30 protein-coding genes and 1 riboswitch are annotated in these 25,724 nt (G+C 60.4%); of the genes, 18 read left to right on the top strand and 12 right to left on the bottom strand.

Annotation, left to right across the window (positions count from 1 at the left end):
* Nucleotides 1-3: 3 nt before the first annotated feature.
* From KHQ24_RS11975 to pduF, 12 genes are all read right to left on the bottom strand, one after another.
* Nucleotides 4-789: a cobalt-precorrin-6A reductase gene (locus KHQ24_RS11975; RefSeq protein WP_205426324.1), complete on the bottom strand. Its 786-nt coding sequence runs from the start codon at nucleotides 787-789 to the stop codon at nucleotides 4-6.
* Nucleotides 786-1,511 (bottom strand): precorrin-3B C(17)-methyltransferase, encoded by a 726-nt coding sequence (locus KHQ24_RS11970; RefSeq protein WP_205426325.1) that lies wholly within the window; start codon nucleotides 1,509-1,511, stop codon nucleotides 786-788. Before KHQ24_RS11970 ends, KHQ24_RS11975 begins: the two co-directional genes overlap by 4 nt.
* A complete protein-coding gene (gene cbiG, locus KHQ24_RS11965) occupies nucleotides 1,511-2,566 on the bottom strand; it encodes a cobalt-precorrin 5A hydrolase (protein WP_148390263.1) in 1,056 nt (351 codons plus the stop codon). The genes KHQ24_RS11970 and cbiG overlap by 1 nt, the downstream gene beginning before the upstream one ends.
* Nucleotides 2,547-3,320, bottom strand: a complete 774-nt coding sequence (locus tag KHQ24_RS11960) for a cobalt-precorrin-4 methyltransferase (RefSeq protein WP_004149602.1) — start codon at nucleotides 3,318-3,320, stop codon at nucleotides 2,547-2,549. The genes cbiG and KHQ24_RS11960 overlap by 20 nt, the downstream gene beginning before the upstream one ends.
* Nucleotides 3,313-3,882, bottom strand: coding sequence for a decarboxylating cobalt-precorrin-6B (C(15))-methyltransferase (locus KHQ24_RS11955; RefSeq protein WP_023319048.1), 570 nt, complete (start codon nucleotides 3,880-3,882; stop codon nucleotides 3,313-3,315). Before KHQ24_RS11955 ends, KHQ24_RS11960 begins: the two co-directional genes overlap by 8 nt.
* The gene (locus KHQ24_RS11950) at nucleotides 3,872-4,477 is read right to left on the bottom strand and encodes a cobalt-precorrin-7 (C(5))-methyltransferase (RefSeq protein WP_043520809.1); all 606 of its coding nucleotides are present in this window, start codon (nucleotides 4,475-4,477) and stop codon (nucleotides 3,872-3,874) included. Before KHQ24_RS11950 ends, KHQ24_RS11955 begins: the two co-directional genes overlap by 11 nt.
* Nucleotides 4,471-5,610, bottom strand: coding sequence for a cobalt-precorrin-5B (C(1))-methyltransferase CbiD (gene cbiD, locus KHQ24_RS11945; RefSeq protein WP_080841389.1), 1,140 nt, complete (start codon nucleotides 5,608-5,610; stop codon nucleotides 4,471-4,473). Before cbiD ends, KHQ24_RS11950 begins: the two co-directional genes overlap by 7 nt.
* Nucleotides 5,607-6,242, bottom strand: coding sequence for a cobalt-precorrin-8 methylmutase (locus tag KHQ24_RS11940; protein WP_069602797.1), 636 nt, complete (start codon nucleotides 6,240-6,242; stop codon nucleotides 5,607-5,609). The genes cbiD and KHQ24_RS11940 overlap by 4 nt, the downstream gene beginning before the upstream one ends.
* 10 nt (nucleotides 6,243-6,252) lie before the next feature.
* Complete coding sequence (gene cbiB / locus KHQ24_RS11935) at nucleotides 6,253-7,212, bottom strand: adenosylcobinamide-phosphate synthase CbiB (RefSeq protein WP_048295502.1); 960 nt, start codon at nucleotides 7,210-7,212, stop codon at nucleotides 6,253-6,255.
* Complete coding sequence (locus KHQ24_RS11930) at nucleotides 7,209-8,585, bottom strand: cobyrinate a,c-diamide synthase (protein WP_048325584.1); 1,377 nt, start codon at nucleotides 8,583-8,585, stop codon at nucleotides 7,209-7,211. The genes cbiB and KHQ24_RS11930 overlap by 4 nt, the downstream gene beginning before the upstream one ends.
* Nucleotides 8,586-8,677: 92 nt before the next feature.
* Nucleotides 8,678-8,856, bottom strand: a riboswitch (cobalamin riboswitch).
* Nucleotides 8,857-9,135: 279 nt separating this feature from the next.
* Nucleotides 9,136-10,047 carry a transcriptional regulator PocR gene (gene pocR / locus KHQ24_RS11925; protein WP_004205486.1) on the bottom strand — a complete coding sequence of 304 codons (912 nt, stop codon included), beginning with the start codon at nucleotides 10,045-10,047 and terminating at the stop codon, nucleotides 9,136-9,138.
* A gap of 188 nt (nucleotides 10,048-10,235) precedes the next feature.
* Nucleotides 10,236-11,036 carry a propanediol diffusion facilitator PduF gene (pduF, locus tag KHQ24_RS11920; RefSeq protein WP_004105118.1) on the bottom strand — a complete coding sequence of 267 codons (801 nt, stop codon included), beginning with the start codon at nucleotides 11,034-11,036 and terminating at the stop codon, nucleotides 10,236-10,238.
* Between the two features lie 525 nt (nucleotides 11,037-11,561).
* On the opposite strand from pduF, the gene pduA reads away from it, so the two are divergent.
* Genes pduA through pduU form a run of 18 tightly spaced genes read left to right on the top strand, consistent with a single transcriptional unit; the run spans nucleotide 11,562 to nucleotide 25,721 of the window.
* Complete coding sequence (pduA, locus tag KHQ24_RS11915) at nucleotides 11,562-11,846, top strand: propanediol utilization microcompartment protein PduA (RefSeq protein WP_001183618.1); 285 nt, start codon at nucleotides 11,562-11,564, stop codon at nucleotides 11,844-11,846.
* Nucleotides 11,843-12,655 carry a propanediol utilization microcompartment protein PduB gene (gene pduB, locus KHQ24_RS11910; protein ID WP_004205485.1) on the top strand — a complete coding sequence of 271 codons (813 nt, stop codon included), beginning with the start codon at nucleotides 11,843-11,845 and terminating at the stop codon, nucleotides 12,653-12,655. Before pduA ends, pduB begins: the two co-directional genes overlap by 4 nt.
* Nucleotides 12,656-12,673: 18 nt before the next feature.
* Nucleotides 12,674-14,338: a propanediol dehydratase large subunit PduC gene (gene pduC / locus KHQ24_RS11905; protein WP_004105132.1), complete on the top strand. Its 1,665-nt coding sequence runs from the start codon at nucleotides 12,674-12,676 to the stop codon at nucleotides 14,336-14,338.
* 10 nt (nucleotides 14,339-14,348) lie between these two features.
* Entirely contained in the window at nucleotides 14,349-15,023 is a 675-nt protein-coding gene (gene pduD / locus KHQ24_RS11900; protein ID WP_043520824.1) for a propanediol dehydratase medium subunit PduD, read from the top strand.
* 14 nt (nucleotides 15,024-15,037) lie between these two features.
* Nucleotides 15,038-15,559 (top strand): propanediol dehydratase small subunit PduE, encoded by a 522-nt coding sequence (gene pduE, locus KHQ24_RS11895; RefSeq protein WP_004205482.1) that lies wholly within the window; start codon nucleotides 15,038-15,040, stop codon nucleotides 15,557-15,559.
* A 15-nt stretch (nucleotides 15,560-15,574) separates the two neighbouring features.
* Complete coding sequence (gene pduG / locus KHQ24_RS11890) at nucleotides 15,575-17,407, top strand: propanediol dehydratase reactivase alpha subunit PduG (RefSeq protein WP_211777295.1); 1,833 nt, start codon at nucleotides 15,575-15,577, stop codon at nucleotides 17,405-17,407.
* Complete coding sequence (gene pduH / locus KHQ24_RS11885) at nucleotides 17,397-17,747, top strand: propanediol dehydratase reactivase beta subunit PduH (RefSeq protein WP_004205479.1); 351 nt, start codon at nucleotides 17,397-17,399, stop codon at nucleotides 17,745-17,747. The genes pduG and pduH overlap by 11 nt, the downstream gene beginning before the upstream one ends.
* Nucleotides 17,748-17,766: 19 nt before the next feature.
* Nucleotides 17,767-18,042 carry a propanediol utilization microcompartment protein PduJ gene (gene pduJ / locus KHQ24_RS11880; protein WP_001057755.1) on the top strand — a complete coding sequence of 92 codons (276 nt, stop codon included), beginning with the start codon at nucleotides 17,767-17,769 and terminating at the stop codon, nucleotides 18,040-18,042.
* Nucleotides 18,043-18,045: 3 nt separating this feature from the next.
* The gene (locus KHQ24_RS11875; protein ID WP_085955473.1) at nucleotides 18,046-18,528 is read left to right on the top strand and encodes a BMC domain-containing protein; all 483 of its coding nucleotides are present in this window, start codon (nucleotides 18,046-18,048) and stop codon (nucleotides 18,526-18,528) included.
* Nucleotides 18,528-19,160: a phosphate propanoyltransferase gene (locus KHQ24_RS11870; RefSeq protein WP_211777294.1), complete on the top strand. Its 633-nt coding sequence runs from the start codon at nucleotides 18,528-18,530 to the stop codon at nucleotides 19,158-19,160. The genes KHQ24_RS11875 and KHQ24_RS11870 overlap by 1 nt, the downstream gene beginning before the upstream one ends.
* A complete protein-coding gene (gene pduM / locus KHQ24_RS11865) occupies nucleotides 19,157-19,648 on the top strand; it encodes a microcompartment protein PduM (RefSeq protein ID WP_062914402.1) in 492 nt (163 codons plus the stop codon). The genes KHQ24_RS11870 and pduM overlap by 4 nt, the downstream gene beginning before the upstream one ends.
* Before the next feature lie 3 nt (nucleotides 19,649-19,651).
* Complete coding sequence (gene pduN, locus KHQ24_RS11860) at nucleotides 19,652-19,927, top strand: propanediol utilization microcompartment protein PduN (protein WP_000549823.1); 276 nt, start codon at nucleotides 19,652-19,654, stop codon at nucleotides 19,925-19,927.
* Between the two features lie 9 nt (nucleotides 19,928-19,936).
* Nucleotides 19,937-20,947: a two-domain cob(I)yrinic acid a,c-diamide adenosyltransferase PduO gene (pduO, locus tag KHQ24_RS11855; RefSeq protein ID WP_211777293.1), complete on the top strand. Its 1,011-nt coding sequence runs from the start codon at nucleotides 19,937-19,939 to the stop codon at nucleotides 20,945-20,947.
* Nucleotides 20,944-22,338, top strand: a complete 1,395-nt coding sequence (gene pduP / locus KHQ24_RS11850) for a CoA-acylating propionaldehyde dehydrogenase PduP (RefSeq protein ID WP_211777292.1) — start codon at nucleotides 20,944-20,946, stop codon at nucleotides 22,336-22,338. Before pduO ends, pduP begins: the two co-directional genes overlap by 4 nt.
* An 11-nt stretch (nucleotides 22,339-22,349) precedes the next feature.
* Nucleotides 22,350-23,462 carry a 1-propanol dehydrogenase PduQ gene (pduQ, locus tag KHQ24_RS11845; protein ID WP_181352200.1) on the top strand — a complete coding sequence of 371 codons (1,113 nt, stop codon included), beginning with the start codon at nucleotides 22,350-22,352 and terminating at the stop codon, nucleotides 23,460-23,462.
* A complete protein-coding gene (gene pduS / locus KHQ24_RS11840; RefSeq protein WP_211777291.1) occupies nucleotides 23,459-24,814 on the top strand; it encodes a cobalamin reductase PduS in 1,356 nt (451 codons plus the stop codon). The genes pduQ and pduS overlap by 4 nt, the downstream gene beginning before the upstream one ends.
* Before the next feature lie 2 nt (nucleotides 24,815-24,816).
* Nucleotides 24,817-25,371 carry a propanediol utilization microcompartment protein PduT gene (gene pduT, locus KHQ24_RS11835; protein ID WP_043520850.1) on the top strand — a complete coding sequence of 185 codons (555 nt, stop codon included), beginning with the start codon at nucleotides 24,817-24,819 and terminating at the stop codon, nucleotides 25,369-25,371.
* A complete protein-coding gene (pduU, locus tag KHQ24_RS11830) occupies nucleotides 25,371-25,721 on the top strand; it encodes a propanediol utilization microcompartment protein PduU (protein WP_004205469.1) in 351 nt (116 codons plus the stop codon). Before pduT ends, pduU begins: the two co-directional genes overlap by 1 nt.
* Nucleotides 25,722-25,724 lie beyond the last annotated feature (3 nt).

The following is a 25,724-nucleotide window of genomic DNA, read 5'->3' as shown; positions in this document are numbered from 1 at the left end:
TCCTCAAGTCGCCGACAGCCAGCGCGTCAGCCGCGCAGCGAAATCGGCCTGGCTTTGCAGTAATTCATCGCCCGTCACCAGCGGCGCCGGACGGGTAATGACGATGCAGGGGATCCCCGCATCGAGACAGGGTTGTACTTTTTCCTGATAGCCCCCTTCCGCCCCAGAGGCTTTCGTCACCACGACGTCGGCCCGGCACTGGCGATAAAAGGCGGCGTTAAATTCAGCGCTGAACGGCCCGCAGAGGGCAAAGATCTCCCCCACGCCAAATCCCAGTTCGCTGCAGTGCTGAACTACCTCCGGCACCGGCAGCACCCGGGCAAGCAGCGTTTTATCCGCCAGCCCCGCCCGCCAGGCCGCCAGATCTTTGCTGCCGGTGGTCAGCAGGATCCGCTCGCCGAGGCGATGGGCTACCGCGCAGGCCTCGTTCAGATCGCCGACGACGTGAAGAAGCGGATGGCGCAGATCGCTCAGCTGCTCCGGCCTTTGATAGCGGCTGAGCAAGACTCCGACGCTGGCGCAGGCGCGTACAATATTCTCGCTGACCACCTCGGCGTAGGGGTGAGAGGCGTCGATTACCCAGCGGGTGCGTTGCGCCTTCAGCCACTCCGCCATCTGCTGCCACTCCATGCGCCCGCAGCGCACCTGGCCGCGAATATCCCCCGCCAGCTGCTGACCGGTGAGCGTCGCCACCGACAGGGTGTAGCGCACGCCGGCGGCGTCCAGCTGCTGGCAGATCGCCCGCGCATCGCTGGTGCCTCCGATAACCAGCACGTCGCCGTGGTTCACAGCGCGTAGCCTCGCGGGGTAATCATCAGACCTTTATCGATGTATGTCGCTTTGTTGCCGACGATCACCAGGCTGGTCATATCCACCGGGGCGAAATCCATCTCCCCGAGGGTGGTCAGCCATTTCTCCTGCTTTTTACGCCCGGCGGATTTGACCACGCCAACCGGCGTATCCGCGCTTTTGCTGGCCGCCAGCAGCGCAAAGGCGCGCGCCAGATGCCCTTCGCGGCCGCGGCTGCGGGGGTTGTAAAAACAGATAACGAAGTCCGCTTCCCCGGCGGCGACAATGCGTTTTTCAATCACCGACCACGGCGTCAGCAGATCGCTGAGGCTGATATGGCAGAAATCATGCATCAGCGGCGCGCCGAGCAGCGAGGCGGCGGCGATACTGGCCGTCATCCCCGGGATCAGGCGGACCTCAATGTCCAGCTGCTGCTTATTAACCAGCTCCAGCACCAACCCCGCCATGCCGTAGATGCCGGCGTCGCCGCTGCTGATCAGCGCAACGTTGTGCCCGGCCTGCGCCAGCTCGATGGCCGCCTGGCAGCGTTCAATCTCTTTGCACATGCCGGTTTTGATCACCTGCTTGTCACCGGTAAAGGCTTTTACCAGGTGGGTGTAGGTCTTGTAGCCCACCACAATCTCCGCCGCCTGCAGGGCCTCCACGGCTTCCATGGTCATCATCGCCTGCGAGCCAGGGCCAATTCCGATTACGCTTAACATCAGTGTGAAACTCCCAAAGTAATAGTGACGCCCTGCTCGCGCAGGGTTTCGCCGGACAGGTTTCCCTGACTCAGCAGCCAGGCCACCGGGCCGGAGACGCTGCCGACGCCGACCATCTCCCGGACAAAAGACGAGGCCGGAAAGCGGTGCTCGTGCTCGCGCAGCGCCTCGGCGCTGAAGGTTTCGAACGGCACCCGGCAGCGATGAGCCAGCTGGCGGAGCCCCGGCTCGTTTGCCTTCAGGCTCACGCTGCCGATCGCTTTCAACGCCAGTGGGTCAAGGCGCTGGGCAGCAAGCTGGCGCTCCAGCAGCGTACTGAGCAGCGCGCAGGGGGTGTCGCGCCGGCAGCCGATCCCCGCCACCACCCGCTGGGGCACCAGCTTCCAGTGAGGTATCGGCAGCGGCGGCAGCGACCGGCGCAGGGTGATGCAGATCAGCGCGTCGAGCGACGGCAAGCGCGTAAGGTTCCTCACCGGAATAAAGCCGCGCTGGTCGCAGCGGCTTAGCGCCTCGGTAAATTCAGCGTCGCACCACAGTCCCACCCGCTTACCGCTCACCAGCATCTGATTAACGGTTTTCACCGTCGCGCGAAAATCGGTCATCCGGGCGTTCAGCTCAACAGCCAGTGTGTCGAGGGCGGCCAACTCGTTGACGTCGGTTGCGGTGGTGATCACCGGGTCGGCGCCGAGCATCCCGGCGAGATAGCGGGTCAGGGCATTGGCCCCCCCGGCATGGCCGGAGATCAGGCTGATGACGTGCCGGGCGCGCTCATCAATCACCACCACCGCCGGGTCGCTGAGCTTGTCATTCACCAGCGGCGCCAGCACCCGCACGGCAATCCCGGTGGCGCCGATAAAAATCAGCGCCGAAAAGCTGCTGAACGCCTCGCGGGCAGCGCTGGCAAAGCCGCCGTTAAAGGGGATAAACCCCTCCTCCTGCAGCGCCTCGCTGGTGTAGCAGGTGAGCGGCAGCATGGCCGCCAGCCTTTTTGCCAGCCGCACGCCGCCGGGCGTCAGGCAAAACAGGGCAATGGATTCAGGCTTTACGGTATTCATGGCTAAAATCCGCTGCGTACAGTTTGGAGTAGTGATACTCATCGCCGAGGAAGGGACCGACGAGGATCAGCGCCGTTTTGCGGATCCCGGCGTCGCGTACCTTATCGCCGATGTCCGCAAGGGTTCCGCGGACGGTCTGGCTTTCCGGCCAGGTGGCCTTATAGATCACCGCGACCGGGGTGGTCGCCGGGTAGCCGCCCTCCACCAGCCGCTCCGCCACCCGGTGAATACGCTGCACTGACAGGTAAATCGCCATCGAGGTCTGGTGGCTGGCAAAGGCCTCCAGCTGTTCGCGCGCAGGAACCGGCGTGCGCCCTTCCAGACGGGTAATAATCAGACTTTGCGATACCTCGGGCACCGTATATTCCACCCCCAGCTCCGCCGCCGCCCCGAGGAAGGCGCTGACGCCCGGCACCACCTGCCAGCGGATCCCGCGGCGGGTCAGCTCTTCGCCCTGCTCGCGCACCGAGCCGTACAGCGAGACGTCCCCCGTCTGCAGGCGCACCACCGTTTTTCCCGCCTTCACGCCCGCTTCCATCAGATCGAGGATCTGCTCCAGATGCAGCGCGGCGCTGTCGTGACACTCCGCCTGTGGCGGACAGTAGGCCAGCAGCTCGGTGTTGATCAGCGACCCGGCGTAGATCACCACCTGCGCCTGCTGCAGCAGACGGTAGCCTTTGAGAGTAATCAGTTCGCGATCGCCAGGACCGGCGCCGACGAACCACACGCAATGGGGATCAAAAGTCTCAGCCATGGTTTCCTTCCTTCTGACAGGCGATGACAAAAACGGGATTATGGGGTTTGAAGTAGTGGCCGCTGCCCAGCGTGGTCAGCGATGAGACGTTCAGCTGCAGGCAATCAATCTGTGTAATCCCCCGCTGCTGCAGATAGTCGAGAGCCGCATTCAGGTTCTCCTGCAGGATAAAAGTCATCACCAGACGGCCACCGGGATAGAGCTGCTGCCACGACCAGTCAATGAGCTCGTCGAGGCGGCCGCCGCTGCCGCCCATAAAAATGGCGTCGGCGCGTTCGGTCATCACCATCGGCGCTTCGCCGGGCAGGATCTCAATATTGCCGCAGGCGAAATGCTGGCGGTTTTCGTCCAGCAGCCGGAGAGCCGCGGGGTTGCGTTCGATGGCGGTTACCTGCAAAGAGGGATACTGCAGCGCCGCCTCAATCGACACGCTGCCGGTACCGGCGCCGATATCAATCAGGTGGCTTGCCCGGTGTAGCTCAAGTTTGGCCAGCGCCAGCGCGCGAACCGCCTCTTTGGTCATCGGCACCTTCTCGCCGCGCAGAAAAAGCTCATCTTTCATCGAGGATCACCACCGCGTTCATCTCATATTCACCGTCGACCTCACTGACCGGTAGCCAGTGGATCCGCTCGTTATCCATCGCCAGATTTTCGCCAATCACCATCCAGCGATACCCTTTACCCCGCGCCGCCAGCTGGGCGGCGATTTCCCGCGGCCCGCAGCGCCCGTCGGTCACCATCGCCACCTTGCGCTGGCGCGCCAGCTCATCAAAACAGACGTCCCGTCCGTGGCTGCTGGTCAGCCAGATATCGTTCATATCGATACCGGCCTTCGCGCAGAGATACTGCACCGCGCTGATGCCGGGGATAATGCGCACGCGCTCGATGCCAAAGTGGGCGATCAGCCGCGTGCCGATGCCGTAAAAGAGCGGGTCGCCTGAGGCCAGCACCACCACCTTCTGCGCTGCGCGTTCGCCGAGCCAGACCAGCAGTTCGGCAATATTGGCGCCCAGCGCAAACCGTTCGCCGCGAAATCCGGGGAACTGCTCTAAATGCCGCTTACCGCCTACCAGCGCATCCGCGCTGGCGACCGCATCTTGCGCCGCCGGCGTCATCAGATGCAGGCCTGACGGCCCCATGCCGACCACCGTTAACATGACATCTCCCGCGCAATCTCGGCGATCGGCCGATTGCTGCCGAGGACCTTGTTATCAAAGGAGAACATGATGGCGTCGCAGACGGGCGGCGCTTTGGTAAAGCGCAGCATCTGCATCACCCGCAGACAGATGCGTTCAGCAAGATGGTTATAGATAGGCTGAAAACCGTACGCGTCGATGTGCTCCATCGCCGCTTCGGTGGTATCGCATTCGCTCACCAGCTGCAGCAGCGCCAGCGGTGCCCCCTGCAGCGCCAGATGCGCGACCAGCGTTTCCATGCGCGCATCGGCGATATGGCTGTGGGTATGGAAGATCCCGGCGGCGACTTTAATCAACTTGCCGGGATGGCCAATCAGCACAATCTGACGGAACCCGAGGCGCACGGCCTCTTCAATCATGTAGCCGACGAAGTTGCTCATGGTGACCACCACCTGCGAGTCGATGCCCATCTGCTCACGTACGAAGCGCTCGCCGTGGTTCCCCGGCACCAGCACCACGCGCTCCAGTCCGGCGGCGCGTTTGATCTCCAGCTCGAGGGAGAGCGAGCGCTTCCAGCTCTCTTCCGACATCGGGGTGACGATCCCGGTGGTGCCGATAATCGAAATCCCGCCGAGGATCCCCAGCCGCGCGTTATAGGTTTTTTGCGCCCGCACCTCGCCCTCCGGGGCGAAAATCTCTACCGTCGCCCCGCGCGACGGGCCAATCGCCTCGCGCACCGCCGACTCGATGGTGTGGCGCGGGGTGCGGTTAATCGCCGGGCTGCCGATGGGCAGGCCGATCCCTTTGCGGGTGACTGTGCCGATACCTTCGCCGCCGCGCAGGGTTATCTCGCCGGAGTCGTCGAGCGTCACGCGGGCGAAAATCAGCATCCCGTGGGTGGCGTCAACGTCGTCGCCGCCGTCTTTACGGATGGCGGCGATCGCCTGCTGCCCTTCGACGTGCGGCGACTCGACGTTAAGACACAGCGTGACGCCGGAAGGGGTGACAATGGAGACCTGATGAATGAGGTGCTGGCGCATCACCATCAGCGCCGCCACCTTAGCCGCCGCCGTCGCGCACGAGCCGGTGGTGTAGCCTTTGCGCAGCGCTTTGCCGTTGTGCCACACCGGGGCGTCGAAGGATTGCTCGCTCATCGCGCCTCCCGCAGGTGGTACAGCAGGGCGTTCACAATTGCTGCCGCCACGTTGCTTCCCCCTTTGCGGCCGAGCGCAGCGATAGCCGGCAGGCCGCTCTCGCTGAGCGCCGCTTTCGACTCCGCGGCGCCGACGAACCCGACCGGCACCCCCACCACGCCGCCGATAGCCGTTTCGCGGTGTTCCAGCAGGCGAAACAACGCAGTTGGCGCATTGCCAAAGACAAACACTTTCTCCCCGGGCTCCTGCACCGCAATATCCACCGCCGCCATCGAGCGGGTCATCCCCCGGCTTTGCGCCTCGCGCACCACCCGCGGGTCGCTGATATAGCAGCGGCATTCGCCGCCAAAGCGGGCTAACAGGGTTTTGTTGATCCCGGACAGCGCCATGGTGGTATCGGTATACAGGGTGCAGGGCCGGCTCAGCGCCTCGCTCAGAGCGATCAGGGCATCCGGAGAAAACCACAGAATATCCAGCCACTCGAAGTCAGCGGTGGTGTGGATCACCCGCTTGATAATCGCCTCGTGCAGCGGGCTGGCGAAACGGTAGTCCGGTCGCGTTTCGGCGATGATCTCGCTGATGATGTCGAAGCTTTTCGCCTCAATCGCCTGCGGTTGTTGTATGTACTGCATCAGGTTCTCCTCAGGCCGCGCCGACCAGCCAGTAGCGCAGGCCGATAAACAGCGCCAGCGCCAGGGTTGACGCCACCCACATCAATCGAATGGTTCGGGAAATATCGTCCACCGCAATGTCGCGGACGGCGTCGCCTATCCAGGGTTTTTCAACGCGCTGGCCGAAGTAGTCGTTCGGGCCGCCAAGGCGGATCCCCAGCGCGCCGGCGACGGTCGCTTCCGGCCAGGCGCAGTTAGGACTGCTGTGCTGATAGCGATCGCGCCAGCCCGTCCGCAGCGCCCGGGCGCCATCTTCCCGACATACCACGGCGGCGAGGCTAAGCAGCAGCCAGCTCAGCCGGGCGGGAAGGAAGTTGGCCACATCGTCAAGACGGGCGCTGACCATGCCGATCGCCCGGTATTTTTCGTGCTTATAGCCGACCATGGAATCGAGGGTGTTGACCGCCTTATAGGCCATGGCCAGCGGCGCGCCGCCGAGCAGTAGGAAGAAGAGCGGCGCGATAATGCCGTCGACGGTGTTTTCCGCCACGGTTTCCACCACCGCGCGGTTAATCTGCTGCGGCTGGAGCTGTGTGGTGTCGCGCCCGACAATCCACGACAGCTTGCTACGGCTTTCCGCCAGATCCCCCGCGCGCAGCGGTCGCTCGACGTCCCGCGCCGACTGCGCCAGACAGCGCCCCGCCAGCACGGTGAAGATCATCCATACCTCCACCAGCCATCCCAGCCAGGGGTGGATCCCGCGCGCCAGCGCCAGTACGCCCCAGGCCACAGCCCACGTCAGGCCGGTCACCACCAGCCACATCACCCCGCCGCCAATGCGCAGCGCCCGCTCGCTATGGCAGACCCGCCGCACCACGCACTGGCTGATGTTGATCAGACGACCTATCCAGCGCACCGGATGCGGCCAATGCGGCGGATCGCCAATGACGACATCGAGTATCCAGGCCACACACCAGGCGAGAAGAGTCATAGCGTCCTCCTTGCCGCCTGCAGCCAGTGGTTGAGCATGGTGGGTCGCTGGGCAAAATGGACATGGAGATAGCTGGCAAAGGCGCTGCCGGACTGCCATCCTCCCTGCCACTGCTGAAGCGTCTTGCCGTCCCGCTGTTTACGGCAGGCCAGCACGGCGGCGGTGGCGGGAGTAAAATCGGAGTAATGAAATTCATGGCCGCGCAGCCACTCGCCGGGGGCGGCCAGCAGCGTCTGCTGCTGCGCCTGCGCTTCGCAGTAGCCGAACCGGGTCAGACGCGTCCCCATCCGGCTGTAGCCGGGAATGATATCCGCCATCGCATAGCGCTCGCCGCCGGTGACCTCCAGGGCGGAGCCCAGATACATCAGGCCGCCGCACTCGGCGTAGATCGCCACCCCGCGCCGGTGCGCCGCGCGGAGCTGCGCCAGCATCTCCTGGTTGGCTGACAGGCCGGCCGCGTGCAGCTCCGGGTAGCCGCCGCCAAGCCAGATCATCTGGCAGGTCGGCAGCTGGCGATCGCGCAGCGGGCTAAAGCGCACGATCTTCACGCCGCAGCGGACCAGCAGCGCCAGGTTATCGGGATAATAAAAATTGAAGGCCTCGTCGTCGGCGAGGGCCAGCGTCAGCCCTTCGCCGGCGTCGGCGGCAAGCTGCTCCCCCCACTCGCCGGCCGGCAGGTTCGCCAGTTCGCTGAGGGACAGCAGCCGGTCGATGTCGAGGGTGCGCCCCAGCAGGCTGGCAAAATCCCGCCATGCCTGTTGATTAACCACCGACTCGCGGGCGGTCACCAGCCCCAGATGCCGCTCGGGCAGCGCCACGCCTTCCACGCGCGGCACATAACCGAGCACCGGCGCCTGGCAGTAGCGCTCAATGGCGCTTTTCAGCAGCTGGAAGTGGGTGTCGCTGTTGACGCGATTAACGATCACGCCGGCGATATTGAGGGCCGGATCAAAATGTTGAAAGCCCATCACCGTGGCGGCGATGGAGGTCGAGACCGCTTTGCCATCCACCAGCAAAATCACCGGGCAGCCAAGCTGTTTGGCCATCGCCGCGCTGCTGCAGTAGTTGGGGTCGGTGCCGTAGCCGTCATAGAGGCCCATCACCCCTTCAATGACTGCGATATCGGCCTGCTGCAGCTGGTCGGCAAACAGCGCGTTGAGTATCGGGGCGGGAAGCATAAAGCTGTCGAGATTGCGGGAGGCGACGCCGCTGATGGCGGTGTGCCAGGCGGTGTCTAAATAGTCTGGCCCCACTTTACAGGGTTGCACCCGCAAACCGCGCTGTTGGAGCAAGCTGAGCAGGCCGAGCGTCACGGTGGTTTTGCCACAACCGCTACCGGTACCCGCAAGAATGAACGCACGCCTGGTTGCCATACCCTGTCCTGTTCAGGTGGTCAGAGTATAGCTGCGCGCATGCCTGGTCCTGCGACCACGCACCGCTAAGCCACCCACTTCCCACCGAAGTTGTTGGTCTGTTACCGGCAGGCAGGTCTTCTGGCTTAGCTTCGTTCTCGCCCGCCCTTCCCAATCTTACGATCAGTGGTTTTTACGGGGTCGTCAGCATCACAGCAGCGGGGGCTGCGGGGGATTGACACCCCCTTCCCTGACACCAAACTGGTGTCGAACCTGTCGGTTTTATTCGCCGATGCGCCCTGCATCGGCGGTTAATGTTTCAAGCTTACTTTTACCGCCTTATCCCCGCCAGAATGACGCCTGCGGAGTGAAGCGGTTTTGAATAATCATCGGTCTCGTATTAACGGACACTCTATCCCATCACAAAAATAAAAACTGGTGTAGTTTATCCCTCGAATATCATTATTTTGTTGCGCTATGACAATTTATTGCTCTACTGTCGTTTTTTTCATTTTATAATGATGAAGATACTCCGGGATATCAAAAATCGGCAATAGCAAAATATTGTCATTTAAAATGACTCAGTTTGTGATCCGGCATTAATTTGCTGACGAAACGCCTGCGGCGTTACCTGATAGGTCTGGCGAAACACTTTACAAAAATAGCTGGTTTGCGAAAAACCTAAATTCCGCGCAATGCTGGCAATGCTCCAGTCGCTGTGGCAAAGCAGTTCTTTTGCGCTCGCCATCCGCTGCTGATTGACCCAGGCGTTAAAGCCGATCCCCTGATATTTTTTAAACAATTTGCTGAAGTAGTACGGGCTGAGATAGACGTGCGCCGCCACCTCCTCCAGACGCAGTTCATCAGAGAGATGCGCGTCGATATAGCGCAGCGCCTTCTTCATTTTGCCATCGTGCGGCGAGGCCGCCCGGCTGCTCTGCGCCGGGTCGTTCTGCGGCGGGTTATCCTTGATAACCACGAAGTTAAGCTGTTTTTTCAGGCAATTCTCGACGATCAGCTTGAGCAGATCCGCAGAGGCGATAACCCGCGAATAGTCCATCTCAGGCACATCGCGGAACGCCTGAACCAGCGCCGGATCGTCCTGCCAGCGGTCATCCACGTTAAGGATGTCCACCAGTTCGATATCGTTGCTCAGACGAACCTGACCGCAGAGCACAAAGCCCACAAGGTGCCCGGCGATAACCAGCGGAATGGAAAAATCGGTTAACCCGGCGTGGCAGCGGTAGATACAGAGCGCATCGGTTTTCGAGGCCTCGAGGCCGCCGCAGCGGTCGCTCATGCGACAGCGGGAGCTGTGCTGGGGGTGCTGGCGCATCAGCTGGCAGAAAGGGGTGAAGTTAAACAGTTCAGATATTTCATCACCGTGAATATTGACAACCACAACCGCCAGACTGGTGGCCTGCGCAAAATCCTGTGCGATTTTATTAATGAGTTCTGAGTTCAGTGTGCTCGCAGAAATCATGATAAAACCTCTCAGTTAATTTTTTGTTATAAATAAAACATTTCTTTAATATTCACTTCCTTTCATCATCATTTACCGCCAACGATAAAAGAATATTACGATAGCAAAAGTCTCCCATCCGTGGGAGACGTTTTTAGCCAGTTCGTGATACCGGTTCATGAAAATTTTTCGCTATTTCAGCGGATGCATTAATCCTCTAATTTACAGGTATTACACGGTAGATTATTACCAATCAGATAACGATAGATGGCCGCGCCGAGACAGGCGCCGATCAGCGGCGCAATAATCGGCACAATAAAGTACGGTATATCCCTTCCGCCGGTCATCGCGATATCGCCCCAACCCGCCATCCACGTAAACAGCTTCGGCCCAAAATCACGCGCCGGATTCATCGCAAAACCGGTCAGCGGCCCGGTTGAAGCGCCAATGACCGCCACCAGCAGGCCGATCAGCAGCGGGGCCAGCGGCCCTTTCGGTACGCCGTTGCCGTCGTCGGTCAGCGCCATAATCATCCCCATCAGCATGGAGGTGATCACCACTTCAACCAGCGCCGCATGCCAGATGCTCAGCGATGCCGCCGGGTAGGTGCTGAAAATACTCGCCAGCTGCAGGCTCTCTACGCTGCCGCGCGCGATATGGTGGGCGGATTCAAACTCGGTAAACATCGTGCTGTACAGCACATAGGCCAGCACCGCGCCGCCAAAGGCGCCGGCAACCTGTGAAACGATATAGGGGAAAACTTTTCGTCCGGGAAAGCAGGCAAACAGCCATAACGCGACGGTCACCGCCGGGTTGAGATGGCCGCCGGAGATCCCCGAAGTCAGATACACGGCAAGCGAGATCCCCAGCCCCCAGATAATGCATATCTCCCACAGTCCGAGGCTGGCTCCCGCCACCTTTAACGCGCTCAGGCAGCCGATGCCGAAAAACAAAAATAGCCCGGTGCCCAAAAACTCGGCGGTACATTGCGCTTTTAACGAATCATTCATTATGACACCTTCTTAGCAGAGTTCGTGTCCTGACCAGCCAACATCCTGCTGGCAGTAGAGTACAACGGGCACCACTATATGAACTCCCGTCCGCAAATTGTTGGCAACCTGCTGACGGCAGCCTCCGGAAAATTCGGGCATCAATAACAAATTATTGTCATTAAATAACGCAGAATTGCATTGCTCACGCGCGGCTTTCGCCATTATGCCACCACCATGGCATGCAAAAATATTGCTAAAACCAGCTCATCGTTTTCCAACAAACATCACAAATCAGTTTCTCGCGCATAGCAGATAAAATTGAAATCGTCATGAACAAATTTGTAAATATGGAATATACAAAACAAGATAATCACATCAACACAAATAAAAATATTAATTAACATCAAACACTTAAATAAATAAAAGACAATTTTATATTATCCAATACCCACTATTTTTTCACCATCACATTGAAGTCAGCCATTCTTTTTCCTCGCATCTTCTTATAGTCCCCACTATCGGAACACTCCATGCGAGGTCTTTATGCAACAAGAAGCACTAGGAATGGTAGAAACCAAAGGCTTAACCGCAGCCATAGAGGCCGCTGATGCAATGGTTAAGTCAGCCAATGTGATGTTAGTGGGCTATGAAAAGATTGGCTCCGGGCTGGTCACCGTCATCGTGCGCGGCGACGTTGGCGCGGTGAAAGCGGCCACCGATGCCGGTGCCGCCGCCGCACGTAACGTGGGAGAAGTGAAAGCCGTACACGTCATCCCACGCCCTCACACCGATGTAGAAAAAATCTTACCGAAGGGAATTAGCCAATGAGCAGCAATGAGCTGGTTGAACAGATCATGGCTCAGGTGATTGCCCGTGTGGCAACGCCGGAACAGCAGGCCATCCCTACTGAAAACCATCCAATACGAGAGACAGCTATGGCAGAAAAAAGCTGCAGTTTAACGGAATTTGTCGGGACCGCCATTGGCGACACCCTGGGCCTGGTGATCGCCAACGTCGATACCGCCCTGCTGGACGCGATGAAGCTTGAAAAACGCTATCGCTCCATCGGCATTCTCGGCGCCCGCACCGGCGCAGGCCCGCACATTATGGCGGCGGACGAAGCGGTGAAAGCCACCAACACCGAAGTGGTCAGCATTGAGCTTCCACGCGATACCAAAGGCGGCGCGGGCCACGGTTCGCTGATTATTTTAGGCGGCAACGACGTTTCCGATGTTAAGCGCGGTATCGAAGTCGCCCTGAAAGAGCTCGATCGCACCTTTGGCGATGTTTACGGCAATGAAGCCGGACATATCGAGCTGCAGTACACCGCCCGCGCCAGCTACGCCCTGGAAAAAGCCTTCGGCGCGCCGATTGGCCGCGCCTGCGGCATTATCGTCGGCGCACCGGCCTCCGTTGGCGTGCTGATGGCCGATACCGCCCTGAAGTCAGCCAACGTAGAAGTCGTGGCGTATAGCTCTCCGGCGCACGGCACCAGCTTCAGTAACGAAGCCATCCTGGTGATTTCCGGCGACTCCGGCGCGGTCCGCCAGGCAGTCACCTCCGCGCGCGAAATCGGTAAAACCGTCCTTGCGACCCTCGGTGCTGAACCGAAAAACGATCGCCCCTCCTACATCTGATACCCGCGAGGCTGATTCATGAGATCGAAAAGATTTGAAGCACTGGCGAAACGCCCTGTGAATCAGGACGGCTTCGTTAAGGAGTGGATCGAAGAAGGCTTTATCGCGATGGAAAGCCCGAACGATCCGAAACCGTCGATAAAAATCGTTAACGGCGCGGTGACCGAGCTGGACGGGAAACCGGTGAGCGATTTTGACCTGATCGACCACTTTATCGCCCGCTACGGTATCAACCTGAATCGCGCCGAAGAAGTGATGGCGATGGATTCGGTCAAACTGGCCAATATGCTCTGCGATCCGAACGTCAAGCGTAGCGAAATCGTCCCGCTGACCACCGCGATGACGCCGGCAAAAATTGTCGAAGTGGTTTCGCATATGAACGTCGTTGAGATGATGATGGCGATGCAGAAAATGCGCGCCCGCCGCACCCCGTCCCAGCAGGCGCACGTCACCAACGTCAAAGATAACCCGGTACAGATTGCCGCCGACGCCGCCGAAGGCGCATGGCGCGGATTTGACGAACAGGAAACCACGGTTGCAGTCGCGCGCTATGCGCCGTTTAACGCCATCGCGCTGCTGGTCGGCTCGCAGGTAGGCCGCCCGGGCGTACTGACTCAGTGCTCGCTGGAAGAAGCCACCGAGCTCAAGCTCGGCATGCTGGGCCACACCTGCTACGCCGAAACCATCTCCGTCTACGGTACCGAACCGGTCTTTACCGACGGCGACGACACCCCGTGGTCGAAGGGCTTCCTCGCCTCCTCCTACGCCTCTCGCGGCCTGAAAATGCGCTTCACCTCCGGCTCCGGCTCCGAAGTGCAGATGGGCTACGCCGAAGGTAAATCCATGCTTTATCTGGAAGCGCGCTGCATCTACATCACCAAAGCCGCCGGCGTTCAGGGGCTGCAAAACGGCTCGGTAAGCTGCATCGGCGTACCGTCTGCGGTGCCGTCAGGCATTCGCGCGGTGCTGGCGGAAAACCTGATCTGTTCGTCGCTGGATCTGGAGTGCGCCTCCAGTAACGACCAGACCTTCACCCACTCCGATATGCGTCGTACCGCGCGCCTGCTGATGCAGTTCCTGCCGGGAACCGACTTTATCTCCTCCGGTTATTCCGCGGTGCCGAACTACGACAACATGTTCGCCGGTTCCAACGAAGATGCCGAAGACTTTGACGACTACAACGTTATCCAGCGCGACCTGAAGGTCGACGGCGGTCTGCGTCCGGTTCGCGAAGAAGATGTTATCGCCATCCGTAACAAAGCCGCCCGCGCGCTGCAGGCCGTGTTTGCCGGAATGGGGCTGCCGCCGATTACCGATGAAGAAGTGGAAGCCGCGACCTACGCCCACGGTTCGAAAGATATGCCGGAGCGCAACATCGTCGAAGACATCAAGTTCGCCCAGGAGATCATCAATAAAAACCGCAACGGCCTGGAGGTGGTGAAAGCGCTGGCGCAGGGCGGGTTCACCGACGTGGCCCAGGACATGCTCAACATCCAGAAAGCCAAGCTGACCGGGGACTATCTGCATACCTCCGCAATCATCGTCGGCGACGGACAAGTGCTATCAGCCGTCAACGACGTTAACGATTATGCCGGTCCGGCAACAGGCTATCGCCTGCAGGGCGAACGCTGGGAAGAGATTAAAAACATCCCTGGCGCTCTTGATCCCAACGAGATTGATTAAGGGGTGAGAAATGGAAATTAATGAAAAATTGCTGCGCCAGATAATTGAAGAAGTGCTTAGCGAAATGAAGGGCAGCGATAAACCGGTCTCGTTTCATGCGCCGGCGGCCTCGACTGCGCCGCAGGCAACCGCGCCTGCTGCCGACGGCTTCCTGACGGAAGTCGGCGAAGCGCGTCAGGGCACGCAGCAGGACGAAGTGATTATCGCCGTCGGCCCGGCTTTCGGCCTGGCGCAGACCGTCAATATCGTCGGCATACCGCATAAGAGCATTTTGCGCGAAGTGATTGCCGGTATTGAAGAAGAAGGCATTAAGGCGCGCGTGATCCGCTGCTTTAAATCCTCGGATGTCGCCTTTGTGGCGGTGGAAGGCAACCGCCTGAGCGGCTCCGGCATCTCTATCGGCATCCAGTCAAAAGGCACCACCGTTATCCACCAGCAGGGCCTGCCGCCGCTCTCTAACCTGGAGCTGTTCCCCCAGGCGCCGCTGCTGACCCTGGAAACCTATCGTCAGATTGGTAAGAACGCCGCCCGCTATGCGAAACGCGAATCGCCGCAGCCGGTCCCGACGCTGAACGACCAGATGGCGCGGCCAAAATACCAGGCGAAATCGGCCATTTTGCACATTAAAGAGACCAAGTACGTGGTGACGGGCAAAAACCCGCAGGAACTGCGCGTGGCGCTTTGATAAAGGATAACTCCATGAATACCGACGCAATTGAATCGATGGTGCGCGACGTATTAAGCCGTATGAACAGCCTGCAGGGCGAGGCGCCAGCGGCGGCTCCGGCGGCTGGCGGCGCGCCCCGTAGCGCAAAGGTCAGCGACTACCCGCTGGCGAATAAGCACCCGGAATGGGTGAAAACCGCCACCAATAAAACGCTGGACGACTTTACGCTGGAAAACGTGCTGAGCAATAAAGTCACCGCTCAGGATATGCGTATTACCCCGGAAACGCTGCGCTTACAGGCTTCTATCGCCAGGGACGCGGGCCGCGACCGGTTGGCGATGAACTTCGAACGCGCCGCCGAACTGACCGCGGTACCGGACGATCGCATTCTTGAAATCTACAACGCCCTCCGCCCCTATCGCTCGACGAAAGAGGAGCTGCTGACGATCGCCGACGATCTCGAAAGCCGCTACCAGGCGAAGATCTGCGCCGCTTTCGTTCGCGAAGCGGCAACGCTGTACGTCGAGCGTAAAAAACTCAAGGGCGACGATTAATTACAGGGGCATGTGATGCGATATATAGCTGGCATTGATATCGGCAACTCATCGACGGAAGTCGCCCTGGCGACCCTGAATGAGGCTGGCGCGCTGACGATTACGCACAGCGCGCTGGCGGAAACCACCGGGATCAAAGGCACGTTGCGTAACGTGTTCGGCATTCAGGAGGCCCTCGCGCTGGTCGCAAAGCGCGCGGGGATCAGTGTCAGCGATATTTCGCTCATCCGCATTAACGAAGCCACGCCGGTGATTGGCGATGTGGCGATGGAAACCATTACCGAAACCATCATCACCGAATCAACCATGATCGGCCATAACCCGAAAACGCCCGGCGGCGCGGGGCTTGGCGTGGGCATCACCATTACGCCGCAGGAGCTGTTAACCCGCCCGGCGGACGCGCCCTATATCCTGGTGGTGTCGTCGGCGTTTGACTTTGCCGATATCGCCAGCGTGATTAACGCTTCCCTGCGCGCCGGATATCAGATTACCGGCGTCATTTTGCAACGTGACGATGGCGTGCTGGTCAGCAACCGGCTGGAAAAACCGCTGCCGATCGTTGACGAAGTGCTGTACATCGACCGCATTCCGCTGGGGATGCTGGCGGCAATTGAGGTCGCCGTCCCGGGGAAGGTCATCGAAACGCTCTCTAACCCCTACGGCATCGCCACCGTATTTAACCTCAACGCCGATGAGACGAAAAACATCGTGCCGATGGCTCGCGCGCTGATTGGCAACCGTTCCGCCGTGGTGGTCAAAACGCCATCCGGTGACGTCAAAGCGCGCGCGATACCCGCCGGTAACCTTGAGCTGCTGGCCCAGGGCCGGAGCGTGCGCGTGGATGTCGCCGCCGGAGCCGAAGCCATCATGAAAGCGGTCGACGGCTGCGGCAAACTCGATAACGTCACCGGCGAGTCGGGGACCAATATCGGCGGCATGCTGGAGCATGTGCGCCAGACCATGGCCGAGCTGACCAACAAGCCCAGCAGCGAGATTTTTATTCAGGATCTGCTGGCCGTTGACACCTCGGTTCCGGTGAGCGTCACCGGCGGTCTTGCCGGGGAGTTCTCGCTGGAGCAGGCCGTGGGCATCGCCTCCATGGTGAAATCTGACCGTTTGCAGATGGCGATGATTGCCCGCGAGATCGAGCAGAAGCTCAATATCGACGTACAGATCGGCGGCGCAGAGGCCGAAGCCGCCATTCTCGGCGCGCTGACCACCCCCGGCACCACGCGTCCGCTGGCGATCCTCGACCTGGGCGCAGGCTCCACCGATGCCTCCATCATCAACCCCAAAGGCGAAATCATCGCCACTCACCTCGCCGGAGCTGGCGATATGGTGACGATGATCATTGCCCGCGAGCTGGGGCTGGAAGACCGCTATCTGGCGGAAGAGATCAAGAAATACCCGCTGGCGAAGGTGGAAAGTCTGTTTCATTTACGCCACGAGGACGGCAGCGTGCAGTTCTTCTCCACGCCGCTGCCCCCCGCCGTATTCGCCCGCGTCTGCGTGGTGAAACCGGACGAACTGGTGCCGCTACCCGGCGACTTAGCGCTGGAAAAAGTGCGCGCTATTCGCCGCAGCGCCAAAGAGCGGGTCTTTGTCACCAACGCCCTGCGCGCGCTGCGTCAGGTCAGCCCGACCGGCAACATTCGCGATATTCCGTTCGTGGTGCTGGTCGGTGGCTCGTCGCTGGATTTCGAAGTTCCGCAGCTGGTCACCGATGCGCTGGCGCACTACCGCCTGGTGGCCGGGCGGGGAAATATTCGCGGCAGCGAAGGCCCCAGAAACGCGGTAGCTACCGGGCTGATTCTCTCCTGGCATAAGGAGTTTGCACATGGACAGTAATCACAGCGCCCCGGCTATTGTGATCGCCGCCATCGACGGCTGCGATGGCTTGTGGCGCGAAGTGCTGCTGGGTATCGAAGAGGAAGGCATTCCTTTCCTGCTCCAGCATCACCCGGCCGGGGATGTCGTGGACAGCGCCTGGCAGGCGGCGCGCAGCTCGCCGCTGCTGGTGGGCATCGCCTGCGATCGCCATACGCTGGTCGTGCACTACAAGAATTTACCCGCATCGGCGCCGCTTTTTACGCTGATGCATCATCAGGACAGTCAGGCCCACCGCAACACCGGTAATAACGCGGCACGGCTGGTCAAAGGGATCCCTTTCCGGGATCTGAATAGCTAAGCAACAGGAGAACAGCAGTATGAATAACGCACTGGGACTGGTTGAAACAAAAGGGTTAGTAGGCGCCATTGAAGCCGCCGATGCCATGGTGAAATCGGCCAACGTGCAGCTGGTCGGCTACGAAAAAATTGGCTCGGGTCTGGTGACCGTCATGGTTCGCGGCGATGTCGGCGCGGTCAAAGCGGCGGTGGATGCGGGCAGCGCGGCGGCAAGCGTGGTGGGTGAAGTGAAATCCTGCCACGTGATCCCGCGTCCGCACAGCGACGTTGAGGCCATTTTACCGAAATCAGCCTGATTGATGGCGAATAAGGAGCACCGCGTGAAGCAATCACTGGGATTACTTGAAGTTTGTGGTCTGGCACTGGCTATTAGCTGCGCCGATATCATGGCGAAATCCGCTTCTATCACGCTGGTCGCCCTCGAAAAGACCAATGGTTCAGGCTGGATGGTCATTAAAATTACCGGTGATGTGGCCTCAGTACAGGCGGCCATCACCACCGGTGCACAGTTTGCCGAACAGCGAAACGGTCTGGTGGCTCATAAAGTCATCGCCAGACCCGGAGAAGGGATCCTGCCAGCAGAGGCTCCCCCACCCTCCGTCATGGAACCTGAGCCTGAAGAGTCAGAGACGGCTGATGTCGTTTCTGAAGCGCCAGCAGAAGAGCCCCTCCAGCAACAAGGCGTGGTGAGCTGCAACCTGTGCCTGGATCCAAAATGTCCGCGCCAGAAGGGCGAGCCGCGCACCCTTTGCATTCATCCCGGCAAGCGAGGTGAAGCGTAATGGATAAACAGCTTCTCGAATCAACGGTCAGTAAAGTCCTCGACGAGATGCGTCTGCGGCCCATTCCGCTGGGGGTTTCAAATCGTCATATCCACCTGTCGGCGTCGGATTATGAACGCCTGTTTCCCGGTCATCCCATCAGCGAGAAAAAAGCGCTGCTGCAGCCGGGACAGTACGCTGCGGAGCAAACCGTCACCCTGGTAGGGCCGAAGGGGCAGCTTAAAAATGTGCGCCTGCTCGGCCCGCTGCGCTCGGTAAGCCAGGTGGAAATCTCGCGTACCGATGCCAGAACCCTGGGGATGGCGGCGCCGCTGAGAATGTCCGGCGATCTGAAGGGGACGCCGGGCATCCGTCTGGTCAGCCCTTTTGGCGAGCTAGAACTCTCGACAGGGGTTATCGTCGCACAGCGGCATATCCATATGTCGCCGCTCGATGCGCTGATCCTGCGGGTCTCGCACGGCGATATGGTTTCGGTGGCCATTGAAGGCGACGAGCGCGGGCTGATCTTCAACAACGTGGCGGTTCGCGTTTCACCGGACATGCGTCTCGAAATGCACATTGATACCGATGAAGCCAACGCCGCCGGCGCTGATAACCCGCAGGCCTTTGCCCGGCTGGTAGGCCCGCGATGAACGGCGAAATTCTGCAGCGCATTGTGGAGGAGATTGTCTCCCGGCTGCAGCGTCGCGCCCATAGCACGGCGACGTTGAGCGTTGCGCAGCTCCGTGATGCCGACTGTCCAGCGCTGTTCTGTCAGCACGCCTCGCTGCGCATTCTGCTCGTTGACCTGCCGCTGCTGGCTCAGCTTGCTGATGCGGAAACCGACGATGCCGCGGCGCGGAAAATTCACGAGGCGCTGGCTTTCGGCATCCGCGTGCAGCTCACCCTGCACAGCCAGCTGCTGCCGGTTATCCCGCTCAAAAAACTGGCGCGCCTGCCGGTTATATTCACCGACGAGCGCGGACTGCCGCTGATCCTGCATGCAGGTTCAGTGCTGAGCTATCGCGACGTCGCGCAGCTGGGCCAGGGGCGTCTGGTTATCCACCGCAAATGCATCGTGACCGCGCTGGCGCGCGAAGCGGCACAGGCGCGGCATATTCAATTCATTAAGCAGGAGTAAATCATGCATCTGGCACGAGTCACGGGCGCGGTTGTCTCCACGCAAAAATCGCCTTCCCTGATCGGCAAAAAGCTGCTGCTGGTGCGGCGGGTCAGCGCCGATGGCGAACTCCCCGCCTCCCCCACCTCCGGCGATGAAGTCGCCGTGGATTCCGTCGGCGCGGGGATCGGCGAGCTGGTCTTGCTCAGCGGCGGCTCCAGCGCCAGGCACGTTTTTTCCGGGCCAAACGAGGCCATCGACCTCGCCGTTGTCGGCATTGTCGATACGCTTTCACGTTAAGGAGCGAATATGGCGATTTATACCCGAACGGGCGACGCTGGCACCACCTCACTCTTTACCGGCCAGCGGGTGAGCAAAACGCACCCGCGGGTTGAAGCCTACGGCACGCTGGACGAACTGAACGCCGCGCTGAGCCTTTGCGCCTGCGCCGCCGCGGATGAAAATCACCGCGCCCTGCTCGAAGCCATCCAGCAGCAAATATTCTGGTTTAGCGCAGAACTGGCCAGCGACAGCGAGCAGCCGTCGCCCAAACAGCGCTACATCAGCAGCGAAGAGATTTCCGCCCTGGAAGCCGCCATCGATCGGGCCATGGCCCGCGTCGAACCGCTGCATAGCTTTATTTTACCCGGCCGCTGCGAAGCCGCGAGCCGCCTGCATTTTGCCCGCACGCTGGCCCGCCGCGCCGAACGCCGTCTGGTTGAGCTGGCGGCGGAAGTCAACGTACGCCAGGTGCTGATGCGCTACATCAACCGCTTATCAGATTGCCTGTACGCCATGGCCCGCGCGGAAGATAGCGATGCGCACCAGAACAATATTATTCGTGAGGTTAGCAGGCGCTATCTGGCCGCCAGCCAGCCGAGCCACAGCAAGGAGACGACGCCCGTGGCGCTCTCATTCCACGATCTGCACCAGCTCACCCGCGCCGCGGTTGAGCGCGCGCAGCAGCTTCAGGTGCCGGTGGTGATTAGCATCGTTGATGCCCACGGTACGGAAACCGTCACCTGGCGGATGCCGGACGCCCTGCTGGTCAGCAGCGAACTGGCGCCGAAAAAGGCCTGGACCGCGGTGGCGATGAAAACGGCGACCCATGAGCTGAGCGATGTCGTTCAGCCGGGCGCGGCGCTTTACGGCCTCGAAACGCATTTACAGGGAAAAGTGGTCACCTTTGGCGGCGGTTACGCCCTGTGGCGCGACGGCTTATTAATTGGGGGTCTTGGCATCAGCGGCGGCAGCGTTGAACAGGACATGGATATCGCACAGACCGCCATTGCGGCCATTAACGTGGGAACACATCAATGAATACTTCTGAACTCGAAACCCTGATTCGCACTATTCTTAGCGAGCAATTAACCACGCCAGCGCAAACGCCGGCCCAGCCGCAGGACAAAGGGATTTTCCAGTCCGTCAGCGAGGCCATTGATGCCGCGCATCAGGCGTTCTTACGTTATCAGCAGTGCCCGCTAAAAACCCGCAGCGCCATCATCAGCGCAATACGTCAGGAGCTGACGCCGCTGCTGGCGAGCCTGGCGGAAGAGAGCGCCAATGAAACGGGAATGGGCAACAAAGAAGATAAATTCCTGAAAAACAAGGCCGCGCTCGACAACACGCCGGGCGTGGAAGACCTCACCACCACCGCGCTGACCGGCGACGGCGGCATGGTGCTCTTTGAATACTCGCCGTTTGGCGTTATCGGCTCCGTCGCGCCGAGCACCAACCCGACGGAAACCATCATCAACAACAGCATCAGCATGCTGGCGGCGGGCAACAGCGTCTACTTCAGCCCGCATCCGGGAGCGAAAAAGGTCTCTCTCAAGCTCATCAGCCTGATTGAAGAGATTGTTTTCCGCTGCTGCGGCATCCGCAATCTGGTGGTCACCGTAGCGGAACCAACCTTTGAAGCGACCCAGCAGATGATGGCCCACCCGCGCATCGCGGTGCTGGCTATCACCGGCGGCCCGGGTATTGTGGCAATGGGCATGAAGAGCGGTAAGAAGGTGATTGGCGCTGGCGCGGGCAACCCGCCCTGTATCGTTGATGAAACGGCGGATTTGGTGAAGGCGGCGGAAGATATCATCAACGGCGCTTCGTTCGATTACAACCTGCCCTGCATCGCCGAGAAGAGCCTGATTGTGGTGGAGAGCGTGGCTGAACGCCTGGTGCAGCAAATGCAAACCTTCGGCGCGCTGCTGTTGAGCCCGGCCGATACCGACAAGCTCCGCGCCGCCTGCCTGCCAGAAGGCCAGGCGAACAAAAAACTGGTCGGCAAAAGCCCGTCGGCCATGCTGGAAGCGGCCGGGATCGCCGTGCCGGCGAAAGCGCCGCGTCTGCTGATTGCTATCGTCAACGCCGATGACCCGTGGGTCACCAGCGAACAGCTGATGCCGATGCTGCCGGTAGTGAAAGTTTGCGATTTCGATAGCGCGCTGGCGCTGGCCCTCAAGGTTGAAGAGGGGCTGCATCATACCGCCATTATGCACTCGCAGAACGTGTCGCGCCTGAACCTCGCGGCCCGCACCCTGCAAACCTCGATATTCGTCAAGAACGGCCCCTCCTATGCCGGGATCGGCGTCGGCGGCGAAGGTTTTACCACCTTTACCATTGCCACGCCAACCGGTGAAGGGACAACCTCGGCGCGCACCTTTGCCCGCTCCCGGCGCTGCGTGCTGACCAACGGCTTTTCCATCCGCTAACCGAGGTCGCGATGAATACTTTCTCACTACAAACGCGGTTGTACAGCGGTCAGGGCAGTCTGGCGGTGCTCAAGCGCTTTACCAATAAGCACATCTGGATAATCTGCGATGGCTTTCTGGCGCGTTCGCCGCTGCTGGATACCCTGCGTAACGCGTTGCCCGCAGATAACCGCATTAGCGTCTTTAGCGAGATAACGCCGGACCCTACTATCCATACCGTGGTGCAGGGGATTGCGCAAATGCAGGCCCTGCGTCCGCAGGTGGTCATCGGCTTCGGCGGCGGTTCGGCAATGGACGCGGCGAAAGCTATCGTCTGGTTCAGCCAGCAGAGCGGCATCAACATCGAAACCTGCGTGGCCATACCAACCACCAGCGGCACCGGCTCGGAAGTGACCAGCGCCTGCGTGATTAGCGACCCGGATAAAGGCATTAAGTACCCGCTGTTCAACAATGCGCTGTATCCGGATATGGCGATCCTTGACCCGGAGCTGGTGGTCAGCGTGCCGCCGCATATTACCGCCAACACCGGCATGGACGTGCTGACCCATGCGCTGGAGGCGTGGGTTTCGCCGCACGCCAGCGACTTTACCGACGCGCTGGCGGAAAAAGCCGCCAAACTGGTGTTCCAGTATCTGCCCACGGCGGTGGAAAAAGGTGACTGCGTGGCGACGCGCGGGAAAATGCATAACGCCTCAACCCTCGCCGGGATGGCCTTCAGCCAGGCGGGACTGGGGCTTAATCACGCTATTGCCCACCAGCTTGGCGGGCAGTTTCATCTGCCGCATGGCCTGGCAAACGCGCTGCTGTTAACCACGGTTATCCGCTTTAACGCCGCTGTTCCCCGCGCTGGCAAACGCTATGCGCGGCTGGCCAAAGCCTGCGGCTTTTGCCCGGCAGAGGCCAACGACGTCACAGCGATCAATGCGCTGATTCAGCAGATCGAACGACTCAAGCAGAGCTGTGCGCTGCCTTCACTGGCCGTTGCGCTTAAAGAAGGAAGATCCGACTTTTCCGCGCGTATTCCGGCAATGGTGCAGGCCGCGCTGGCGGACGTCACGCTACGCACCAACCCGCGCCCGGCTAGCGCCGGGGAAATTCGCGAACTGCTGGAGGAACTGCTATGAGCGCCGCCATCAACAGCGTTGAAATCTCCCATAGCGCCGATGAAATCCGCGAGCGCGTGGGCGCAGCAGGCGTCGTCGGCGCGGGCGGCGCGGGGTTTCCCGCCCACGTTAAGCTACAGGCGCAGGTAGAGATTTTTCTGGTCAACGCCGCCGAGTGCGAACCGATGCTCAAGGTCGACCAGCAGCTGATATGGCAGCAGGCTGCGCGCCTTGTGCGCGGCGTGCAGTACGCGATGACGGCAACCGGCGCGCGCGAAGGGGTCATTGCCCTGAAAGAAAAATACCGCCGGGCTATCGACGCCCTTACCCCGCTGCTGCCTGTCGGTATCCGTCTGCATATTCTGCCGGATGTCTATCCCGCGGGCGATGAAGTACTGACCATCTGGCTGGCAACCGGTCGCCGGGTCGCGCCCGCCGCGCTGCCGGCCAGCGTAGGCGTGGTGGTCAATAACGTGCAAACGGTCCTCAATATTGCCCGGGCGGTTGAACAACAGTTTCCGGTCACTCGCCGTACGCTGACCGTTAACGGCGCGGTCGCCCGACCGCTGACCGTCACGGTCCCCATCGGCATGTCGCTGCGCGAAGTGCTGGCGCTGGCGGGCGGCGCGACGGTCGATGACCCCGGTTTTATTAACGGCGGTCCGATGATGGGCGGCCTGATCACCTCTCTCGATAACCCGGTGACCAAAACCACCGGCGGCCTGCTGGTGCTGCCGAAAAGCCATCCGCTTATTCAGCGGAGAATGCAGGACGAACGCACGGTGCTTTCCGTGGCTCGCACCGTCTGCGAGCAGTGCCGGCTGTGTACCGATCTCTGCCCCCGGCATCTGATCGGCCACGAACTCTCTCCGCACCTGCTGGTGCGGGCAGTGAACTTTCATCAGGCCGCTACGCCGCAGCTGCTGCTTAGCGCCCTCACCTGCTCGGAGTGCAACGTCTGCGAAAGCGTGGCCTGCCCGGTCGGCATTTCGCCGATGCGCATCAACCGCATGCTGAAACGCGAGCTGCGCGCGCAAAACCAGCGCTATGAAGGGCCGCTGTATCCTGCCGACGAAATGGCGAAATACCGCCTCGTACCGGTGAAGCGATTGATCGCCAAACTGGGATTAAGCTCCTGGTACCAGGAGGCGCCGCTGGTTGAAGACGAACCATCGGTAGAAAAAGTGACTTTGCAGCTGCGCCAGCATATCGGCGCCGGCGCGGTGCCCAACGTTGCGGTTGGGGAACGCGTTACGCGCGGACAATGCGTTGCCGATATTCCGGCAGGCGCATTAGGCGCGCCGGTTCACGCCAGCATTGATGGCGTTGTTACGGCCATCAGCGAACAGGCCATCACGGTGGTAAGAGGTTAACCATGTCTCAGGCTATAGGAATTTTAGAACTCACCAGCATTGCCAAAGGGATGGAACTCGGCGATGCGATGCTGAAAAGCGCCAACGTTAATCTGCTGGTCAGTAAGACCATCTGTCCGGGGAAGTTTTTGCTGATGCTCGGCGGCGATATCGGCGCTATCCAGCAGGCCATTGAAACCGGTACGTCCCAGGCTGGCGAGATGCTCGTCGACAGCCTGGTGCTGGCGAATATTCATCCCAGCGTCCTTCCGGCCATCAGCGGCCTGAATATCGTCGATAAGCGCCAGGCGGTAGGTATCGTCGAAACCTGGAGCGTGGCGGCCTGCATCAGCGCCGCTGACCGGGCGGTAAAAGGCTCAAACGTCACCCTGGTGCGGGTGCATATGGCCTTCGGCATCGGCGGTAAATGCTACATGGTGGTGGCGGGCGACGTTTCTGATGTCAACAACGCGGTGACGGTTGCCAGCGAAAGCGCGGGCGAAAAAGGGTTGCTGGTTTACCGCTCGGTGATCCCGCGCCCGCATGAAGCGATGTGGCGACAGATGGTGGAGGGATGATGGAAAGGCAGCCAACAACGGATCGCATGATTCAGGAATATGTTCCCGGAAAACAGGTGACCCTCGCGCACCTGATTGCCAATCCAGGGAAAGATCTCTTTAAGAAGCTGGGCCTGCAGGATGCGGTATCCGCCATTGGCATCCTCACCATTACGCCCAGCGAGGCGTCGATTATCGCCTGCGATATCGCCACCAAATCCGGCGCGGTAGAGATTGGTTTTCTTGACCGCTTTACCGGCGCCGTGGTGCTGACCGGCGACGTTTCCGCCGTCGAGTATGCCCTCAAGCAGGTGACGCGCACGCTGGGCGAAATGATGCAGTTCACTACCTGCACGATCACCCGGACGTAGCGC

The sequence above is a fragment of the Klebsiella sp. 54 genome, from assembly GCF_018223875.1.
Taxonomy (GTDB): Bacteria; Pseudomonadota; Gammaproteobacteria; order Enterobacterales; family Enterobacteriaceae; genus Klebsiella; species Klebsiella quasipneumoniae.
The sequence above is the reverse complement of the archived record's forward strand: the minus strand, read 5'-3'. Positions and strand labels throughout refer to the sequence as shown.

Coding starts and splice junctions, on each gene's coding strand:
- pduS (WP_211777291.1), top strand. CDS start 23,459: ATGAGCGCCGCCATCAACAGCGTTGAAATCTCCCATAGCGCCGATGAA.
- cbiB (WP_048295502.1), bottom strand. CDS start 7,212: ATGACTCTTCTCGCCTGGTGTGTGGCCTGGATACTCGATGTCGTCATT.
- pduB (WP_004205485.1), top strand. CDS start 11,843: ATGAGCAGCAATGAGCTGGTTGAACAGATCATGGCTCAGGTGATTGCC.
- pduQ (WP_181352200.1), top strand. CDS start 22,350: ATGAATACTTTCTCACTACAAACGCGGTTGTACAGCGGTCAGGGCAGT.
- pduE (WP_004205482.1), top strand. CDS start 15,038: ATGAATACCGACGCAATTGAATCGATGGTGCGCGACGTATTAAGCCGT.
- cbiD (WP_080841389.1), bottom strand. CDS start 5,610: ATGAGCGAGCAATCCTTCGACGCCCCGGTGTGGCACAACGGCAAAGCG.
- KHQ24_RS11960 (WP_004149602.1), bottom strand. CDS start 3,320: ATGGCTGAGACTTTTGATCCCCATTGCGTGTGGTTCGTCGGCGCCGGT.
- pduM (WP_062914402.1), top strand. CDS start 19,157: ATGAACGGCGAAATTCTGCAGCGCATTGTGGAGGAGATTGTCTCCCGG.
- pduH (WP_004205479.1), top strand. CDS start 17,397: ATGGACAGTAATCACAGCGCCCCGGCTATTGTGATCGCCGCCATCGAC.
- pduP (WP_211777292.1), top strand. CDS start 20,944: ATGAATACTTCTGAACTCGAAACCCTGATTCGCACTATTCTTAGCGAG.
- pocR (WP_004205486.1), bottom strand. CDS start 10,047: ATGATTTCTGCGAGCACACTGAACTCAGAACTCATTAATAAAATCGCA.
- pduN (WP_000549823.1), top strand. CDS start 19,652: ATGCATCTGGCACGAGTCACGGGCGCGGTTGTCTCCACGCAAAAATCG.
- pduD (WP_043520824.1), top strand. CDS start 14,349: ATGGAAATTAATGAAAAATTGCTGCGCCAGATAATTGAAGAAGTGCTT.
- pduT (WP_043520850.1), top strand. CDS start 24,817: ATGTCTCAGGCTATAGGAATTTTAGAACTCACCAGCATTGCCAAAGGG.
- KHQ24_RS11955 (WP_023319048.1), bottom strand. CDS start 3,882: ATGAAAGATGAGCTTTTTCTGCGCGGCGAGAAGGTGCCGATGACCAAA.
- pduJ (WP_001057755.1), top strand. CDS start 17,767: ATGAATAACGCACTGGGACTGGTTGAAACAAAAGGGTTAGTAGGCGCC.
- pduG (WP_211777295.1), top strand. CDS start 15,575: ATGCGATATATAGCTGGCATTGATATCGGCAACTCATCGACGGAAGTC.
- KHQ24_RS11875 (WP_085955473.1), top strand. CDS start 18,046: ATGGCGAATAAGGAGCACCGCGTGAAGCAATCACTGGGATTACTTGAA.
- pduU (WP_004205469.1), top strand. CDS start 25,371: ATGGAAAGGCAGCCAACAACGGATCGCATGATTCAGGAATATGTTCCC.
- pduC (WP_004105132.1), top strand. CDS start 12,674: ATGAGATCGAAAAGATTTGAAGCACTGGCGAAACGCCCTGTGAATCAG.
- KHQ24_RS11940 (WP_069602797.1), bottom strand. CDS start 6,242: ATGCAGTACATACAACAACCGCAGGCGATTGAGGCGAAAAGCTTCGAC.
- pduF (WP_004105118.1), bottom strand. CDS start 11,036: ATGAATGATTCGTTAAAAGCGCAATGTACCGCCGAGTTTTTGGGCACC.
- KHQ24_RS11970 (WP_205426325.1), bottom strand. CDS start 1,511: ATGTTAAGCGTAATCGGAATTGGCCCTGGCTCGCAGGCGATGATGACC.
- KHQ24_RS11950 (WP_043520809.1), bottom strand. CDS start 4,477: ATGTTAACGGTGGTCGGCATGGGGCCGTCAGGCCTGCATCTGATGACG.
- KHQ24_RS11870 (WP_211777294.1), top strand. CDS start 18,528: ATGGATAAACAGCTTCTCGAATCAACGGTCAGTAAAGTCCTCGACGAG.
- pduO (WP_211777293.1), top strand. CDS start 19,937: ATGGCGATTTATACCCGAACGGGCGACGCTGGCACCACCTCACTCTTT.
- KHQ24_RS11930 (WP_048325584.1), bottom strand. CDS start 8,585: ATGGCAACCAGGCGTGCGTTCATTCTTGCGGGTACCGGTAGCGGTTGT.
- cbiG (WP_148390263.1), bottom strand. CDS start 2,566: ATGAATACCGTAAAGCCTGAATCCATTGCCCTGTTTTGCCTGACGCCC.
- pduA (WP_001183618.1), top strand. CDS start 11,562: ATGCAACAAGAAGCACTAGGAATGGTAGAAACCAAAGGCTTAACCGCA.